Source organism: Roseibium marinum (assembly GCF_002906165.1).
GTDB classification, from domain to species: domain Bacteria; phylum Pseudomonadota; class Alphaproteobacteria; order Rhizobiales; family Stappiaceae; genus Roseibium; species Roseibium marinum.
Map to the genome: position 1 here is coordinate 288,074 of NZ_PPCN01000002.1, position 16,462 is coordinate 304,535.

General features: G+C 59.7%; 18 protein-coding genes. 13 read left to right on the forward strand and 5 right to left on the reverse strand.

Annotated elements, in window-relative coordinates; all coding sequences use genetic code 11:
* Positions 1-94 precede the first annotated feature (94 nt).
* The 3 genes from CLV41_RS08280 to CLV41_RS08290 form a co-directional block, all read right to left on the reverse strand.
* Positions 95-1,312, reverse strand: a complete 1,218-nt coding sequence (locus CLV41_RS08280) for a CobW family GTP-binding protein (RefSeq protein ID WP_103221842.1) — start codon at positions 1,310-1,312, stop codon at positions 95-97.
* A gap of 148 nt (positions 1,313-1,460) precedes the next feature.
* Complete coding sequence (locus CLV41_RS08285) at positions 1,461-1,760, reverse strand: hypothetical protein (RefSeq protein WP_103221843.1); 300 nt, start codon at positions 1,758-1,760, stop codon at positions 1,461-1,463.
* A 285-nt stretch (positions 1,761-2,045) separates the two neighbouring features.
* Entirely contained in the window at positions 2,046-3,467 is a 1,422-nt protein-coding gene (locus CLV41_RS08290; RefSeq protein ID WP_103221844.1) for a D-alanyl-D-alanine carboxypeptidase family protein, read from the reverse strand.
* A 378-nt stretch (positions 3,468-3,845) separates the two neighbouring features.
* On the opposite strand from CLV41_RS08290, the gene CLV41_RS08295 reads away from it, so the two are divergent.
* From CLV41_RS08295 to acs, 13 genes are all read left to right on the forward strand, one after another.
* Positions 3,846-4,685: an urease accessory protein UreD gene (locus tag CLV41_RS08295; RefSeq protein ID WP_208987375.1), complete on the forward strand. Its 840-nt coding sequence runs from the start codon at positions 3,846-3,848 to the stop codon at positions 4,683-4,685.
* Positions 4,686-4,719: 34 nt separating this feature from the next.
* Complete coding sequence (locus CLV41_RS08300; protein ID WP_103221846.1) at positions 4,720-5,022, forward strand: urease subunit gamma; 303 nt, start codon at positions 4,720-4,722, stop codon at positions 5,020-5,022.
* Between the two features lie 20 nt (positions 5,023-5,042).
* Positions 5,043-5,348, forward strand: coding sequence for an urease subunit beta (locus tag CLV41_RS08305; RefSeq protein ID WP_103221847.1), 306 nt, complete (start codon positions 5,043-5,045; stop codon positions 5,346-5,348).
* A gap of 20 nt (positions 5,349-5,368) precedes the next feature.
* Complete coding sequence (locus CLV41_RS08310; protein ID WP_170107146.1) at positions 5,369-5,764, forward strand: lysozyme inhibitor LprI family protein; 396 nt, start codon at positions 5,369-5,371, stop codon at positions 5,762-5,764.
* Positions 5,764-6,189, forward strand: coding sequence for a lysozyme inhibitor LprI family protein (locus CLV41_RS08315; RefSeq protein WP_103221849.1), 426 nt, complete (start codon positions 5,764-5,766; stop codon positions 6,187-6,189). The genes CLV41_RS08310 and CLV41_RS08315 overlap by 1 nt, the downstream gene beginning before the upstream one ends.
* Positions 6,190-6,215: 26 nt before the next feature.
* The gene (gene ureC, locus CLV41_RS08320; protein WP_103221850.1) at positions 6,216-7,928 is read left to right on the forward strand and encodes an urease subunit alpha; all 1,713 of its coding nucleotides are present in this window, start codon (positions 6,216-6,218) and stop codon (positions 7,926-7,928) included.
* A gap of 30 nt (positions 7,929-7,958) precedes the next feature.
* Positions 7,959-8,564: a glutathione S-transferase family protein gene (locus tag CLV41_RS08325; RefSeq protein ID WP_103221851.1), complete on the forward strand. Its 606-nt coding sequence runs from the start codon at positions 7,959-7,961 to the stop codon at positions 8,562-8,564.
* Complete coding sequence (locus CLV41_RS08330) at positions 8,561-9,127, forward strand: urease accessory protein UreE (protein WP_103221852.1); 567 nt, start codon at positions 8,561-8,563, stop codon at positions 9,125-9,127. Before CLV41_RS08325 ends, CLV41_RS08330 begins: the two co-directional genes overlap by 4 nt.
* Positions 9,015-9,845 (forward strand): urease accessory protein UreF, encoded by an 831-nt coding sequence (locus CLV41_RS08335; RefSeq protein ID WP_235867092.1) that lies wholly within the window; start codon positions 9,015-9,017, stop codon positions 9,843-9,845. Before CLV41_RS08330 ends, CLV41_RS08335 begins: the two co-directional genes overlap by 113 nt.
* Positions 9,842-10,459 carry an urease accessory protein UreG gene (gene ureG, locus CLV41_RS08340; protein WP_103221853.1) on the forward strand — a complete coding sequence of 206 codons (618 nt, stop codon included), beginning with the start codon at positions 9,842-9,844 and terminating at the stop codon, positions 10,457-10,459. Before CLV41_RS08335 ends, ureG begins: the two co-directional genes overlap by 4 nt.
* Positions 10,460-10,493: 34 nt before the next feature.
* Positions 10,494-11,222: a hypothetical protein gene (locus tag CLV41_RS08345; protein ID WP_103221854.1), complete on the forward strand. Its 729-nt coding sequence runs from the start codon at positions 10,494-10,496 to the stop codon at positions 11,220-11,222.
* Between the two features lie 53 nt (positions 11,223-11,275).
* Positions 11,276-11,674 (forward strand): DUF1761 domain-containing protein, encoded by a 399-nt coding sequence (locus CLV41_RS08350; RefSeq protein ID WP_103222018.1) that lies wholly within the window; start codon positions 11,276-11,278, stop codon positions 11,672-11,674.
* A gap of 336 nt (positions 11,675-12,010) precedes the next feature.
* The gene (gene acs, locus CLV41_RS08355) at positions 12,011-13,945 is read left to right on the forward strand and encodes an acetate--CoA ligase (RefSeq protein ID WP_103221855.1); all 1,935 of its coding nucleotides are present in this window, start codon (positions 12,011-12,013) and stop codon (positions 13,943-13,945) included.
* 75 nt (positions 13,946-14,020) lie between these two features.
* Here the strand turns inward: acs and CLV41_RS08360 are convergent, their stop codons facing one another.
* Together CLV41_RS08360 and CLV41_RS08365 are read right to left on the reverse strand one after the other, a co-directional pair.
* A complete protein-coding gene (locus tag CLV41_RS08360) occupies positions 14,021-15,367 on the reverse strand; it encodes a TadE/TadG family type IV pilus assembly protein (RefSeq protein ID WP_208987376.1) in 1,347 nt (448 codons plus the stop codon).
* Between the two features lie 297 nt (positions 15,368-15,664).
* Complete coding sequence (locus tag CLV41_RS08365) at positions 15,665-16,222, reverse strand: HNH endonuclease (RefSeq protein WP_103221857.1); 558 nt, start codon at positions 16,220-16,222, stop codon at positions 15,665-15,667.
* Between the last annotated feature and the right edge of the window lie 240 nt (positions 16,223-16,462).

Consider the following 16,462-nt stretch of genomic DNA (forward strand, 5'->3'; position numbering starts at 1 on the left):
CCCACCAGTCCCCTCCCGGGCCCCAGCCTGACCATTCCCCAGACCGCAACCAACCTTCGCTTACCGCCCAGATTCACATCAGCAAATCGCCGGTTCAGCGGATCGGGCTGGTAAACCCCGAAATCGCCAGCGGATTGTCCGTCATTACCTTGGAGTCCGGTGTATCCGGCAGCAACGCGCCGGAGAAGGCTTCGAACATCTTGCGCACGAAGCCTTCCGGCAGGTCCTTGGTGATGAAGACCATGCGCGTGCGGTGATCGTCGTCCGGCCAGGCCTCCAGGGTCGCGGGCGGGTGGAAGACGTGCTGGACGCCGTGAATGACCACGGGCCTGTCCGGGTCCTCCGCCAGTTTGACAATCCCCTTGACCCTGAGCAGCTTCGGGCCGTGGGCCGAGCGCAGCAGGTCGAGAAACATTTCCAGCGCCGATGCGGAAACCGGCCGGTCCGTTGACAGGGTGAAGGCGCGGATGGAGTCGCTGTGCCGGTTCACGTCGTGCCCATGCCCATGCCCGTGCCCATGCCCGTGCCCATGGTCATGCCCGTGATCATGATGATGCTGTGCATGTCCGTGATGCCCGGGGGTTTCATAGGCTTCCGCGTTCAGCCACGCCGCCACGTCGGGGATCTTTGATTTCGGATTGTAGAGCCCGGCATTGAACAGCTTTTCGGCAACGGCCTCGCCGGCGGATGCATCGAGCCGCTGCGCGCCCGGGTTCAGCTCCGCGAGGCGCTGTTTGAGATCCGCGAAGGCCGAGCGCTCCGCTTCGGACGTCAGCAGATCGGTCTTGGTGAAGACCAGCCGATCCGCGACCGCCGCCTGCTTGCGCGCTTCTTCGTGATTTTCCAGTGTCGACAGGCCGTTGACCGCATCCACGAGCGTGATCACGCTGTCGAGCCGGTAGCGCATCACCAGATAGGGATGCAGCATGACCGTGTGCAGGATCGGCGCCGGGTCCGCAAGACCGGTGGTTTCGATGACCACCCGGTTCAGCTTCTCCATCCGACCGTTGTCCAGCCGGCGCAGAAGATTCTCCAGCGTCGTCACCAGATCGCCCCGGATCGTGCAGCACAGGCAGCCGGAGGACAGTTCCACGATGCCGTCGCCGGCCTGATCCACGAACAGGTGATCGAGGCCGATTTCACCGAACTCGTTGATGATGACGGCGGTGTCCGCCATCGCCGGATCTTTCAGCAGCCGGTTCAGCAGCGTGGTCTTGCCCGACCCGAGGAAGCCGGTCAGGACGGAAAGCGGAATGGGTGGCTTAGGCCCTTTGCGGACCGCATCTTCAGAGGCCGGGGCCGGGGAAGCCATGAAGCTCGTCTCCAGGTCGGGCCGACGCGTGTAACGCGATAATGTCCGTTCTGACAGTCGACAGTGGAACGGAAAAGCGGCGGCGCAGTAAGCCGCACCGCTAACATTCTTTTCAGGGCAAGGTCAAAAGGATAAGCGCCGACCGGGATCAACCCGCATTCAGAACCGTAACATCCGCTGATTCCTGGTCCGTCTCGCTCGCGGAATTTTCCTCTTCGCCGTCTTCGGCGGAAAGTTCCATCGGCGTCAGGTCCTGGGCGATGTCGGTTTCTTCAAAAGTCTGATCCGGACTGTTTGCGGTATCGACAACGGTCCGCACCGCTTCCGCCGCCTTTCGCAGGGTCGCGATGACCTCTTCGACCGAAACCCCTTCTTCAAGCTGATTGGCGGAAAGCTCCGCCAGGCTCGCAAGGGCGCGGATGGTGGCGTTGGATTTCGGTTCCATCATGATGCGATCTCTCGATCTGTTTTGCCGGCATATTCTATGCCGCAAATATCCCCGGGGGGCCTGACTGCATTTCATCGCCAAGGACGGTCCAATGGAAGTGAAATGCTTACCGCAGTCTTAAGGAACAGCGTAAATAAAGGGTTAACCTTGTCAAAAGCCCCTAATGAAACATCCCTCATTCTACTCGGCCCGGCAAGGATACGCCCTGAGGCTACACCTTTGCTGCTTCATCAAAATCGGCGGGAAGCCAGATTGATCCGGGCATCCCCGGCACAATCATATGATTTATGGCTTGCGTGGACTTGGATCGGGCACGGGTATCGAGAAGCCCAGACCTTTTCGGAAGATCGATCCCGGTGCGGCCTTTGAAATGTCGGACGCCGCTCCCGGGCGAACTTCCGTGGTTTCCTCGGACATGACCGCGGCAGCGGCCGCGGCGGGCGCAGCTGCGGTTTTCTGCAATTTGCTGCGGATTTCGATTTCCGCGCGGCGCATGGGATTGGCGACCGGCACCGGGATCTCTTCCGCTGTCAGACTCAAAGGAGCGCCGGATGCCGAAGCGCCCGCTGCGGGTGTTCCTGCCGGATTGCCGAGACTGACCTGAAGGGGACGATAGGCAACCTGGCGCGGACCGAGAGTCCGGTCGAGGATTTTCGCCCAGTCCGGCTTGCCGTTTGCAAGCATGAACCCGCTTTCGTCGACTTCGGCTTCTTTCTTGCCACCGCCGGCATCGGCAAAGAACAGAAAGCCCCCACGGGTTTTGTTTTCCATGTCGAAGCGGGCCATGTAGGCTTTCGGACCCGGGCTTCTGTTGCGCCGGCAGTAGCCGTCGGCCGGCGGCGGGCCGGAAGGGCCGGAAAGGCTGGTGACCTTCTGGCCACGCCCGTTCTTGCGGAAGCCTTCGTCGAAGAGCTGCCGCGCGAAAGCCGTGCGCTCCAGACCGGACCCCGCGCCCAGGATGATGGCGATCAGCGTCCGTCCGCGCCGGGTAACGGACGCGGCGACATTGTAGCCGGAATTGCAGATATACCCGGTTTTCATGCCGTTCGCGCCGGGTACGCGCAACAGGAACTCCCGGTTGGCGGACCGCAGGGTCTTCTTGCCGAACCGGATGCCCGGATGTTTGTAATAGTCGCGGGACTCAGGAAAATCATTCCTCAGGGCCATGGCGAGGATCGCCAGGTCCCGGGCGGTCGTCACCTGAGTGTTGTCAGGCAATCCGTGCGGATTTGTGAACCGGGTATTGGTCATTCCGAGGCGCCGGGCTTCGGCATTCATCATCGCAATGAAATTCGCTTCCGACCCGCCGATCGCTTCGCCCAGCGCGACGGCAACATCGTTGGCGGATTTGATCAGAATAATCTTCAGCGCCGTATCGACGGTGAAGCGCGTGCCCACCTTGAAGCCCATCTTGCTGGGCGGCTCGGAAATCGAGTTTTTTGACTGGACCACCGCGGAATTCAGGGAGGCACGGCCTTCCCGGATCGCCTTGAAGGTCACATAGGCGGTCATCATCTTGGTCAGAGACGCCGGGTACCATTTACCGGTGGCGTTTTTCTGTTCGAGCACCGCGCCTGTCCTCGCGTCCACAAGGATATAGGCGCCGATATCCGCCTGTGCCGGCCGCACCGCCAGACTCAGGAAGAGGGCAGGAACGAGTAAGTTCAGGCAAATAGACGCCAGACGGCCAAAAGGGCTAGAGAACATTCAGTCATCCCGCAGACTACGGTCCCGCATGACGGGTCGAGGCAGCAATATAATATGTTGATCCTTAAAGAACCGGATCACGCCCTTGAGAGCAACCCCTTGCACACAACTCTTAAATGCCAATTTTTTTAGCATTTGCTGATTTTTAAGGCAAATTCACGGAACTGGCGGCTGCAAGCTCCGGAAAAACCTGCGATTTTTGCCCAGCTCCATTGCCTCCGCCCACATTCTCTTCCTTGGCCCGGCTCTTGCTAAGATTGGCGCGACCAACTTCTTTCTTGCATCCCGGACGAAGCCCGCAACATGCTCGAGAGAGCCGTCCGATAAAAACGATGTGCCGGGAACCCGGGGAGCGAAAGACTCATGTATGATGCTGGGGTGGCATCAGATTCAGGCTTGAAAACCATTGCCATGCAGCGCGTGAACGGTTCCGCGCGCGTGGCGTTTGCCGTATCCGGCGGCACGACCCGGCTCACCGACCTCTATCAGAGCGGCGCCGCGAAAATTCGTCTCCCGAAGGTCTACGATCTGCCACGGACAGCCGTTCTCATCAATACGGCGGGCGGCCTGACGGGCGGCGACCGCCTGTCCTATGAAGTCGATTTGGCGGAGGGCGCACACGCAATTGTGACCAGCCAGACCGCTGAACGCGCCTATCAGAGCGTGAGCGGCTCGGCAAAAGTGACAAGTCTTCTGACCGCGGGCAAAGACGCCGTTCTCGAATGGCTGCCCCAGGAAACGATTCTCTTCAATCGTTCCGGCCTCTCCCGGTCTCTGCGGGCCGAGCTTGAATCCAACGCACGGTTCCTGATGCTGGAAACGGTCGTTCTTGGCCGCAAGGCCATGGGAGAACGGGTCAATTCGGTATTTTTTAGAGACAGCTGGCGTATCCGCCGCAACGGCAAGCTTGTCTTTGCCGATGATTTCCGTCTGGAGGGCAATGCGGAGCAGATCCTGGCCGGACCGGCGACCGCGAGGGAGGGGCAGGCCGTGGCAACGCTTGTCGACTGCACCCCCGATGCGCTGGACCGTCTGGCGCTGGCCCGCTCCTGTCTCGACAATCTTGCCGCAGGCACGGTGCGTGCCGCGGCCAGTGCCTGGAACGGCTTGCTGACGGTCCGGTTCGTGTCCGATGATAGCCGCGACCTGCGCAACGCCCTGATCACCTTTTTGACCGGATATCGCTCGGCGGACCTGCCGCGTGTCTGGCATTGTTAGAGCCTGAGGCGATATATATGGAGGACATCCACCGATGAAGCTGACCCCGCGCGAAAAAGACAAGCTGCTTATCTCCATGGCCGCGATGGTCGCGCGCCGCCGCCTGGAACGCGGCGTCAAGCTGAATCATCCCGAAGCCATCGCGCTGATCACCGATTTCATCGTCGAAGGTGCAAGGGACGGCCGCACCGTGGCCGATCTCATGGCGGCCGGCGGCAAGGTTCTGACCCGGGATCAGGTCATGGACGGTGTTGCCGACATGATCCACCACGTTCAGGTTGAAGCGACCTTTCCGGATGGCACCAAACTCGTAACCGTCCACGACCCCATCCGATGAGCCTTTTGAAGGAGACAAAAATGATCCCCGGAGAACTTTTCCCCGCCGAGGGTGAGATCGAGCTGAATGCCGGGCTGGAGACGGTGACGCTGGATGTATCCAATACCGGCGACCGCCCGGTCCAGGTGGGCAGCCACTACCATTTCTTCGAGACCAATGAAGGTCTTGCCTTCGATCGGGACAGTGCCAGGGGCATGCGCCTCGATATTCCGGCCGGAACCGCCGTGCGCTTCGAGCCCGGCCAGACCCGGTCGGTGACACTGGTGCCTTACGGTGGCGAACGCACGGTCTACGGCTTCAACCAGAAGATCATGGGAACGCTTTGATCCGCTTGAGGAAAGAGATGATGCGTTCGCGCTCCGCCGCCCTGATCCTTGCTTTTGCAGTCCTGCCGCCGGCGATCGCCGCCGCGCAACAGGCACCTGTGGACCCATGCAAGGACGCACAGACCCAGCTGGAGCTGAACGAATGTTCCGCCCGGGCCTACCGGACCGCCGACGAAGCGCTGAACGAGGCCTACAAGGCCGCGATGGCCGTGGTGAAGGACTGGTCGCCCGGATCGCGGGAAAAGCTTCGCGGCGCCCAGCGCACCTGGATCGGCTACCGGGACAAGGCCTGTCTGGTCTACGAATATCCCGACAGCGGTTCGATCACGCCACTGCTGATCAATGAATGTCTGCGCAAGATCACCACCGACCGGACCGAAGATCTCAAAACGCTGGCGGAGGGGCTGGGGAACTGATGTTTGTGCCTTGCCGCATACTGACGCTTTCAGCCGGGCTCCTGGCGATGCTGCTCCTGACTGTCACTGCGCAGGCTCAGGAAAACGTCGACTGCGGCTATCCGCTCACCAATTCCGAACGCACCTACTGCGCGGAGAAGGCCTTGAGCGAGACCGAAGCGGAAATGCGGAAGGCCTATGACCGGCTTCACGCCAAGCTGGTCGAAATGGACGCTGAACTGCCGGATCATCTGAAGGGAAGCCCTCATGCTCTGGTAGAAGCGCAGGCGGCCTGGAAGACCTACAGCGACAAGGACTGCACCGCCTACAGTTTTCCGTTTCGCGGCGGAACCCGCGGCAATGAACTCTACCGGAACTGCTTGATCGTCCTGACCCTGAAGCGGACGGAGGATCTCAATGCCACCGTCGAGGATTACGACAACTGACTTTCTGATCGCCGATTGGAGATAAAATGGCTTACAAAATGTCCCGCGCCGCCTATGCGGACATGTTCGGACCGACCACCGGCGACAGGCTGCGCCTTGCCGATACCGATCTCGTCATCGAGGTTGAAAAGGATTTCACCACCTACGGCGAAGAGGTGAAGTTCGGCGGCGGCAAGGTCATCCGCGACGGCATGGGCCAGTCCCAGGCGCCCAGAACCGCCGGTGCCGTCGACACGGTCATCACCAACGCGCTGATCGTCGACCACTGGGGCATCGTCAAGGCCGATGTGGGTCTCAAGGACGGCCGTATTGTCGGGATCGGCAAGGCCGGCAATCCGGATGTCCAGCCCGGCGTCGACATTGTCGTGGGTCCGGGAACCGAGGCGATCGCCGGCGAGGGCAAGATCCTCACCGCCGGCGCGCTCGACGTCCATATCCATTTCATCTGCCCGCAGCAGATCGAGGAAGCGCTGATGTCGGGTGTCACCACCATGGTTGGCGGCGGCACCGGTCCGGCCACAGGCACCAACGCGACGACCTGTACTCCGGGCCCATGGCACATCACCCGGATGCTTCAGGCCGCCGACAGTTTTCCGATGAACCTGGGTTTCGCCGGCAAGGGCAACGCCTCTCTGCCCGCCGCCCTTGAAGAACAGATCCTGGCCGGCGCCTGTGCGCTGAAACTGCATGAGGATTGGGGCACCACACCGGCCGCCATCGACAACTGCCTGTCGGTTGCCGATGAATATGACGTGCAGGTGATGATCCATACCGACACGCTGAACGAATCCGGCTTTGTCGAGAACACCACCGACGCCTTCAGGAACCGCACCATTCATGCCTTCCATACGGAAGGCGCGGGGGGCGGCCACGCGCCGGACATCATCAAGGTCTGCGGCGAACTGAACGTCTTGCCGTCCTCGACCAACCCGACGCGGCCCTATACGGTCAACACGCTTGAAGAGCATCTCGACATGCTCATGGTCTGCCATCATCTGGACAACGCCATTCCCGAAGACGTCGCCTTCGCCGAAAGCCGCATCCGCAAGGAAACCATCGCGGCGGAGGACATTCTCCACGACATGGGCGCTTTTTCGATCATTGCCTCCGACAGTCAGGCCATGGGCCGGGTCGGCGAGGTGATCATCCGCACGCTGCAGACAGCTCACAAGATGAAGGTCCAGCGCGGCCGCCTGTCCCAGGAAACCGGCGAGAACGACAATTTCCGCGTCAGGCGCTACATGTCCAAGATCACCATCAATCCGGCGATCGCCCAGGGCCTCGATGAACATATCGGCTCCGTCGAGATCGGCAAGCTGGCCGACCTGGTGCTCTGGGACCCGAAATTCTTCGGAGTGAAACCGGACTTGGTGCTGAAACTCGGCACGATCGCCGCCGCCCCCATGGGCGACCCGAACGCCTCCATTCCGACGCCGGAACCGGTTCACTACCGGCCCATGTTCGGCGCCTTCGGCAAGGCTATGACCCGGAGCCGGGTGACCTTCGTCTCGCAGGCCGCCTATGACAACGGCGTCAAGGATAAAGCCGGTCTCGACAGCCTGGTTCTGCCGGTGAAAAACACCCGTGGCGGCATTTCGAAGAAATCGATGGTCCTCAACGACGCCATGCCAAATGTCGAAGTGAACCCGGAGACCTATGAAGTGCGCGCCGATGGCGAACTGCTCACCTGCGAACCGGCCGAGGTCCTGCCGATGGCGCAGCGTTATTTCCTGTTCTAAGTTCCCGGAGAAACCGTTCCGGGAGGAAAAATGTATAAAGTCATCGGATTTCCGCGCACTCGCACCATTCGGGTGATCTGGCTGCTGGAGGAGCTTGGGGAGCCTTATGAGCTCGACCTCGCACCGCCGCGGTCCGGAGCGGTCACCGCCGTCAGTCCGGACGGCAAGCTGCCGGTTCTGATCGACGGAGAAACGGCGATTCCGGATTCCGTCGCGATCTGCACCTATCTCGCCGACAGGCACGGCAAGTGTACCTTTCCCGCAGGAACCCTGGAACGCGCCCGGCAGGACAGCTTCACCCAGTTCGCCGTGGACGTGCTGGACGGCGCGCTCTGGACCGCGGCCAAGAACGCCTTCGTTCATCCGGAGGATATACGCGTCCCGGCCATCAAGGACGTCTGCAGGATGGAGTTCGCGCGCGGCCTGGAAACGCTTGAAGCACGTCTGGGCGACGGGCCTTTCGTGATGGGCGATACCTTCACGGTTCCCGACATCATCATCGGCCATTGTTCCGGCTGGGCCGTCACCGCGAAATTCGATCTGCCCGGGGAGGGGCCGTTATACGCCTATTTCAAACGCCTCAGGGACCGGCCGGCATACCGGACCATGAAGGCGAAACTCGCAGAGGCCACATGATCCGCGTTCACAAGATCCATGCCGCCGGCAATTGGCCCAAAGACCGCCGGCCAAACCGGCCCGCCGACCGGATCACCCTCGACCGGGAGGACCGCCACCGCAGGCGCGCCGTCATGAGCGGAGAAAACGGCCTGTCCTTTCTGCTCGATGAACCCGATGCGGTGCATCTGCATCATGGCGACGGGCTGGAACTGGAAGACGGCAGGATCGTCGAGGTGCTGGCGGAACCTGAGGATCTGGTCGAGATCGCGGCGCGCGATACGGCACATCTCGTCAAGATCGCGTGGCATCTCGGCAACAGGCACCTGCCGACGCAGTTGATGGGCGAAACGCTCAGGATCCGCCGGGATCATGTGATCGAGGACATGGTTTCCAGGCTTGGTGGCGGACTGACACCGGTCACGGCTCCGTTCGATCCGGAAGGCGGGGCTTACGGTCACGGCCGGACGCATGGTCACAGTCACGATCATGGGCACGGGCGCGATCACGGGCACGAACAGGATGATGGGCATTCCCACAGCCATTCCGGCGGGCATCGCCACCACGGCCCCTCTCATGACTGAGGCCGTCACCCTGCCGGCGCTTTACCGGCTCCTGACCTTTCTCTCGCCGGCCTTTCCCATCGGCGCCTTCACCTACAGCCACGGACTGGAACAGGTGATCGACCAGGGCGGGGTGAACAGCGCCGGAGACCTCCAGGTCTGGCTGCAGGATATCCTGCGCTTCGGCGCCGGACGCAGCGACGCCATCCTGTTGAAAGAAACCTTTCAGGCAGCCGGCCGAGGCGACGCGGATACCGTTGAGGAACTGCGGGAACTCGGTCTCGCGCTACAGCCGTCGAAGGAAAGACATCTGGAATCCAGCGCCCAGGGAACAGCGTTCCTGGCGGCGGTCGCCGGCAGCTGGATGCCCCCAAGCGGCACACCCGCAGGCAGGCTGTTCGCGGGCGTTGCCACAGGTGTTGCCGGAGAGAACCGGGATCCATGGCCCTATCCGGTGGTTCTGGGCCTTGTCTGCGCGGCCCATGCTATCCCGGAAGCAGCGGCCCTGACATCCTTCCTGCACACCTTCACAGCCAATCTCATTTCGGTGGCCGTGCGGGTCGTTCCCCTCGGCCAGAGCGACGGCCAGAAGGTTCTGGCCGCGCTCGAGCCGGTCATTGCCGGGGTTGCGAACGAGGCCGCCGCTTGCGGCCTTGACGATCTCGGTTCGTCCACCTTTCTCGCGGACATCGCCTCCATGGCGCATGAAACCCAGTATTCGAGGCTGTTCCGGTCATGAGTTCAAAAAACGGTCCCTTGCGCGTCGGCATCGGCGGTCCGGTCGGTTCCGGCAAGACCACCCTGACAGACAGGCTTTGCAAGGCCATGCGCGACACATATTCGCTCGCGGTCATCACCAACGACATCTACACCAGCGAGGATGCCGAAGCGCTGATGCGCTCCCAGGCGCTTTCCAGCGACCGTATCCGGGGTGTCGAAACGGGCGGCTGCCCGCATACCGCCATCCGTGAAGACGCCTCGATCAACCTCGCCGCCGTGCATGATCTCACCTCCTCCATTCCGGATCTGGACCTGATCCTGATCGAATCCGGCGGGGACAATCTGGCGGCGACTTTTTCTCCCGAACTTGCCGACCTGACGCTCTATGTCATCGATGTCGCCGCCGGCGAGGAAATCCCGCGCAAGGGCGGCCCCGGCATCACCCGGTCCGACCTCCTCATCATCAACAAAACGGACCTGGCGCCTTATGTCGGCGCCAATCTGGATGTGATGGACCGGGACGCGAAAAAAATGCGCAAGGAGCGGCCTTTCGTGTTCGCAAACACAAAGATCGGCGACGGTGTGGGAACCGTGGTAAGGTTCATCATCGAAAAAGGCGGGCTCAACGCCTGAACGGCCCTAGGTTCCGGACCCCAAGTTGACCTGAATGAATACTGACAGACAGGACGCCTGCGCGCGCAACAACGCGCTCTGGTGCGATGCGGTTTTGAAATCCGCCGGCGCGGCGACACGGTTCCAGTCGGGCTTCTGGCAGGCGGAAGGCGCGGTGCTGCCGCTCTATCCCAATATCGTGACCCTGGCACCGAAGCAGAGCGGGGATTTCTATGCCGCCCTGGAAGCGCTTCCCTTGAACGCAGCCGTGAAGGACAGTTACGATTGCCTCGATCTTGAACCTGCCGGTTTCCGCAAACTCCAGACCGCGACATGGCTGTTCCGCCCCGAGCGGCCTGTCCGCAAACCGCCTGTCAGCCCCAACTGGCACAAGGTCACCCAGCCGGAAGGCCTGAAAAAGTGGAAGGCGTCGTGGAACGGGGACGAAGCGCTTTATGGCGTTTTTTCTCAGGCACTGCTTGAGAACAAGACCGTCGATTTCGCGGCGATCATGAAGGACGGCGCCATCCGTGCGGGAGCCGTTTGCAACAGCGGCCCCAGGTTGAATGGCAAGGACTTGCTGGGCCTCACCAATATCTTCTGCCGCAAGAACTGGCGCTACAGCGCCTTGCACGATCTTCTGGAACCCTTTCCGCACAGACCTGTGTGTACCTACGAAAGCAATACCGATCTGCTGCAGGTCTATCGCCAGCTCGGGTTTCTTGAATGCGGGTCTCTCGGCGTCTGGGTGAAAATCAGACCGGTACCGACGACAGATGCTTGATCTTTCTCCGGTTTGCTTTCAACCTGATCCGTAAAAAAGCGGAGGAGACAGATATGTTTGACGGTATCAATCTGGTCGCGGTCGCTGCCGCCGCGATTACATCCTTTATTTTCGGCGCGATCTGGTATGGCCTGCTCGGCAAGGCGTGGATGAAGGCAGCCGGGATCGGCAAGGAACAGACCAGACCGGCTTCGGCTACCCTTGGCACGTCCTTCTTTTGTCAGGTGATCATGGCTTTCGTCTTTGCCGGGATTATCTTCCATAGCGGCGAAACCAGCATCCGCAACGGCATCATTTCCGCGTTGCTGGTCTGGGTCGGCATCGTCATGACCACGCAGATCGTCAATCACCGTTTCCAGGGAAAACCATGGACGCTTACATTGATCGACGGCGGCCACTGGCTCGGCGTGTTTCTGGTGCAGGGCATTCTGATCGGCTGGCTAAGCTACTGAGTCAACGCGCTTTCCAAAGCGGCATTCTATTGCCGGCATGTCGAAACGGGCGTTGAAAGGCCTGCGGTGCCCGATGTGCCGGCCGGGCTTTTTCGGCGGCAGTGACAGTAATTTGATTTACAGCATTTTGCATACAGATGAATACAGATAAGGTGTCTTCGCCGATTAAGATCGATCCTGCGGGTCGGTCTAGACCAAAGACTCGCCGACTAAAGTACCAAATCTTGGTTCTGGACGCTTTATGGGGCCATACGCATAATGGCCGCCGACAAATAGATCAGCGCTGAAGGCATCCGCCCGACGCTGATCCCATTGTGGTTTCTGGGAGGTTTTCACATGTCAGACTCAGTTTTTCCCGTTCCCGCGGAGGTTGCCGCGCGGGCGCATGTCGACAATGCCAAATATCTGGAAATGTACCAGCGCTCGGTGGAAGATCCGGACGGTTTCTGGGGCGAGCACGGCAAGCGGATCGACTGGATCAAACCCTACAGCAGGATAAAGAACACCTCCTACGATTATCACAACGTGTCGATCAAATGGTACGAGGACGGCACGCTGAACGTTTCCGCCAATTGCGTCGACCGACATCTGGAAAAACGCGGCGACCAACCGGCCATTATCTGGGAAGGCGATGATCCGAGCGAAAGCAAGATCATCACCTACAAGCAGCTTCATCACGAGGTGAACAAATTCGCCAACGTCCTGCACGGCCAGGGCGTCAAGAAAGGCGACCGGGTCACCATCTATCTGCCGATGATCCCCGAAGCGGCCTACGCCATGCTGGCCTGTGCCCGGATCGGCGCCGTTCACTCCATCGTATTCGGCGGCTTTTCCCCGGACAGCCTCGCCCAGCGCATCGAGGGCTGCAAATCCGAATGTGTCATCACAGCCGATGAAGGCCTGCGTGGCGGACGCAAGGTGCCGCTGAAAGCCAATGTCGACAAGGCAGTGGAAAAAGCTCCGGTCAAAAGCGTGATCGTCGTCAATCGCACCGGTGGCGACGTCGCCATGAAAGCTGGCCGCGACGTCTGGTATCATGAGGAAGCCGACCGGGTTTCCGACCACTGTGCCCCTGTCGAGATGAATGCGGAGGATCCGCTCTTCATTCTTTATACCTCCGGCTCCACCGGCCAGCCCAAGGGTGTGGTGCACACCTCCGGCGGGTATCTCGTCTATGCGTCCATGACCCACGAATATGTCTTCGACTACCATGAAGGCGATGTTTACTGGTGCACGGCGGATGTGGGCTGGGTCACCGGACACAGCTACATTGTCTATGGTCCGCTCGCCAATGGCGCGACGACCCTGATGTTCGAGGGGGTTCCGACCTATCCGGGACCGGGCCGCTTCTGGGAAGTCTGCGACAAGCATAACGTAAACATTTTCTACACCGCGCCGACCGCCATCCGCGCCCTGATGGGCGCGGGCAACGAACATGTCACCGGGACATCGCGCAAGTCGCTTCGCCTACTGGGATCCGTGGGCGAACCGATCAACCCGGAAGCCTGGAACTGGTACTACAATGTCGTCGGCGAAAAGCGCTGTCCGATCGTCGACACCTGGTGGCAGACCGAGACCGGTGGCATCCTGATCACGCCGCTTCCGGGGGCGACCGACCTGAAACCTGGATCCGCCACCCGCCCGTTCTTCGGCGTGCAGCCGGCTATCGTCGATGCGGAAGGCAAGTTCCTTGAAGGCGCGGTCGAAGGCAATCTGGTGATCAAGGACAGCTGGCCCGGTCAGATGCGTACCGTCTACGGCGATCACGAGCGGTTCGTTCAGACCTATTTCGCCACCTACAAGGGCCTATACTTCACCGGGGATGGCTGCCGCCGCGACGAAGACGGCTACTACTGGATCACCGGCCGCGTGGATGACGTGATCAACGTCTCCGGTCACAGGATGGGTACGGCGGAAGTCGAAAGTGCGCTGGTGGCGCATCCGAAAGTTTCCGAAGCCGCGGTGGTCGGTTATCCGCACGACATCAAGGGGCAGGGCATCTATGCCTATGTCACGCTGATGGAGGGTGAAGAGCCGTCGGACGAACTCAAAAAGGAACTGGTGAAACACGTCCGCGCTGAAATCGGCCCGATCGCCTCGCCGGATCTCATCCAGTTCGCCCCCGGGCTGCCCAAGACCCGTTCCGGCAAGATCATGCGCCGCATCCTGCGCAAGATCGCGGAAGACAGTTTCGACAGTCTCGGCGACACCTCCACCCTTGCGGACCCGGCCGTCGTCGACGAACTGATCGACAATCGGCAGAACCGTTAAGACCAGCGCCGGTTGAAAGACAAAAAAGCCTGCCCTATCGGCAGGCTTTTTCTTCGCCGGCTCAGTTGGCGCGGATTATTTTGAAAGATAGATCTGCTGGATCTTTCGGGCGATGTTCGAAAAATCATCGATGAGATCTTCCGCGCTCGTCGCCTGATGATAGTTTCCTTCACTGGCGCAGTACTGCATGTTCCTTGCCCCGGCGGAGTTGTTGTTGTTGCCGAAATAGACACCGAATATCTCGATCCCCGCCGCTTTCATTCCGTCGCAAAGTCCTCGTGAAGCTGTGGAGGATTCATTGTCATAGCCCTGACCTTCGCTTTTTTCCTCCCATTTAAAAACGTCGACCTCTTCATATTTCTTGCAACTGCCATACTTCCAGCGCGTGCATTGCCATTCCGTCTCGATGAAGTCGTAATACCGGTTGTTATCACCGTCTGTCATGATGACCGCGAACTTGAGGACATCCTCGTTATCATAGGATTCGCCAACGCTATCGCTCGGCCAGACATCGCCATAATTCGGCGACAGGCTGTTCCAGCCCCAGGTGATGCCCGTCTGGCCGGCTGTCCCGCCGTTGTCGTCCAGATCCTCGATCGCATCCATGAGGGCATCGCGGTTCGAGGTGAGCGGAATCATTTCCGAGTCCTTCGAGCAGCTGTTGCTGCCACCGCCATAAAATGTGTCTTTCGGCGGCGGTGAGGCTTCGTCGTAATAGTCGTAGGATTCATCGGTGAATCTCACGTCATATTCTTCGGACCCGTCATCGTAGTCCTGACGCTCGGTGACACAGACGCTACCGTCCGAATACCCGAACGGACCTCCCTTCACCTTGTCGGCATAGTCTCCGAGATTGACCCCCTGGCTGTAGGGAACCAGGGAAATGCGGACCTTGCTGTTTTCTTCGTCGAGGTTTTCGGGAATGAGAATATTGACGAGGCTGCTGGATGCCGTGCGAAGCGTGTCCATGTCGTATCGCATGGAGCCCGTCACATCCACCACCAGCGCCAGTTCCACGTCGAATCTGGAAAAGGTAACCTGTGCGCTGGTGCCGAAGGCAAAGAACGCCGGTCCGATAGTCTTCTTCATGTACCCGCCAAAGTCGACGAAATAGTTGTCCAGAGTCGCTGAGGAAGTAACCGTTACCAGTCCGTTTTCCGTATCGACAGTGAACGCGAGATTTTCGATCGCCTCTTCCAGGAAACCCTCACCGTCCAGGTTGGCTCTGAACGAGTCGGTCAGGGCAGTCTGTATCTCTTCGTTGTCCATCAGGGACGTGGAAAGCTCCGCGGCAACGGACAGCGCCGCCGAATCGAGAGCGTAAGACAGCTTCTCCCGGGCATTCACCGTTCGGGAGACATCCACGGCCGCGCCCATGATCACGACCATGAGAATGACCATGATCCCGAAGAGCGGTAACACGGCGCCGTCCTGTTCGGCGAAAAATCGCTTAACGCGGCCCCGGCACGAATTGAATTTCTGGTTGAACATATCTGCCTCACGGTGAGACGAGACACTTATTACAAAAAGGTACTTATTCTGTTAAACGAACCTTAGCTAAATTATTAACAACCATTAACTAATGAAACAATTACACGCTGGAGCTTGAGAACTACCAAGAATAATACAGCGACAAGTCGAATAATCGCGGCATTTGAATAAAATTTCTATGCCTGCGGCATCACTCCAGTCCGGAGCGTCGTACATCGTTAGCGATGTTTACGGCTCCAGTTCGGTATCCCAGTAGAGAAAATCGAGCCAGCTGTCGTGAAGGTAGTTGGGCGGAAAGCCGCGACCGTTATTGTGCAGGTCCTGAATGGTCGGCTGAAACGGCATATGCATCGGCCACATGTTCAACTGCTTGCAGGACTTGTTGGATTTGCGCAAATTGCAGGGTGAGCAGGCCGTAATGACATTGTCCCAGGTGGTCAAGCCGCCTTTTGAGCGCGGAATAAGGTGGTCAAATGTCAGCTCGTCTTTGGCGCTGCAATACTGGCACTGGAATTTGTCGCGAAGAAAGACGTTGAAGCGGGTGAAGGCGGGATAACGGCTGGGCTTGACGAAGGTCTTGAGCGAAACGACGCTGGGCAATCGGAATTCGAAGCTCGGACTTCGGACCGCGACGTCATATTCAGAAACGATGTTCACCCGATCCAGAAACACCGCCTTTATGGTGTCCTGCCAGGACCACAAAGACAATGGATAGTAACTCAAAGGCCGGTAATCCGCATTGAGCACCAACGCCGGATGGGCTCCCGACGAAACCGCTATCGTCACCTTCCGCTCCTCAAACCCTGAGCACCCCGCATTCGCATGAACGCGATTGAGATGCTCTCACATCTTATGCCCGATCAACGCGTGCTTTCCCGTGGTCCCACCTGAAAGCCGGGTTGATCTTGCCGGATTTTCCGTCGTCCGGTCAATCGGACAGCGGAATATGTCCTTTTGTGACGGGAGTATTGTAGTGCCGAGGTGACAGTCTTGTGAAGCCCGGTCAGAATCATTTCTGGCGTCGGC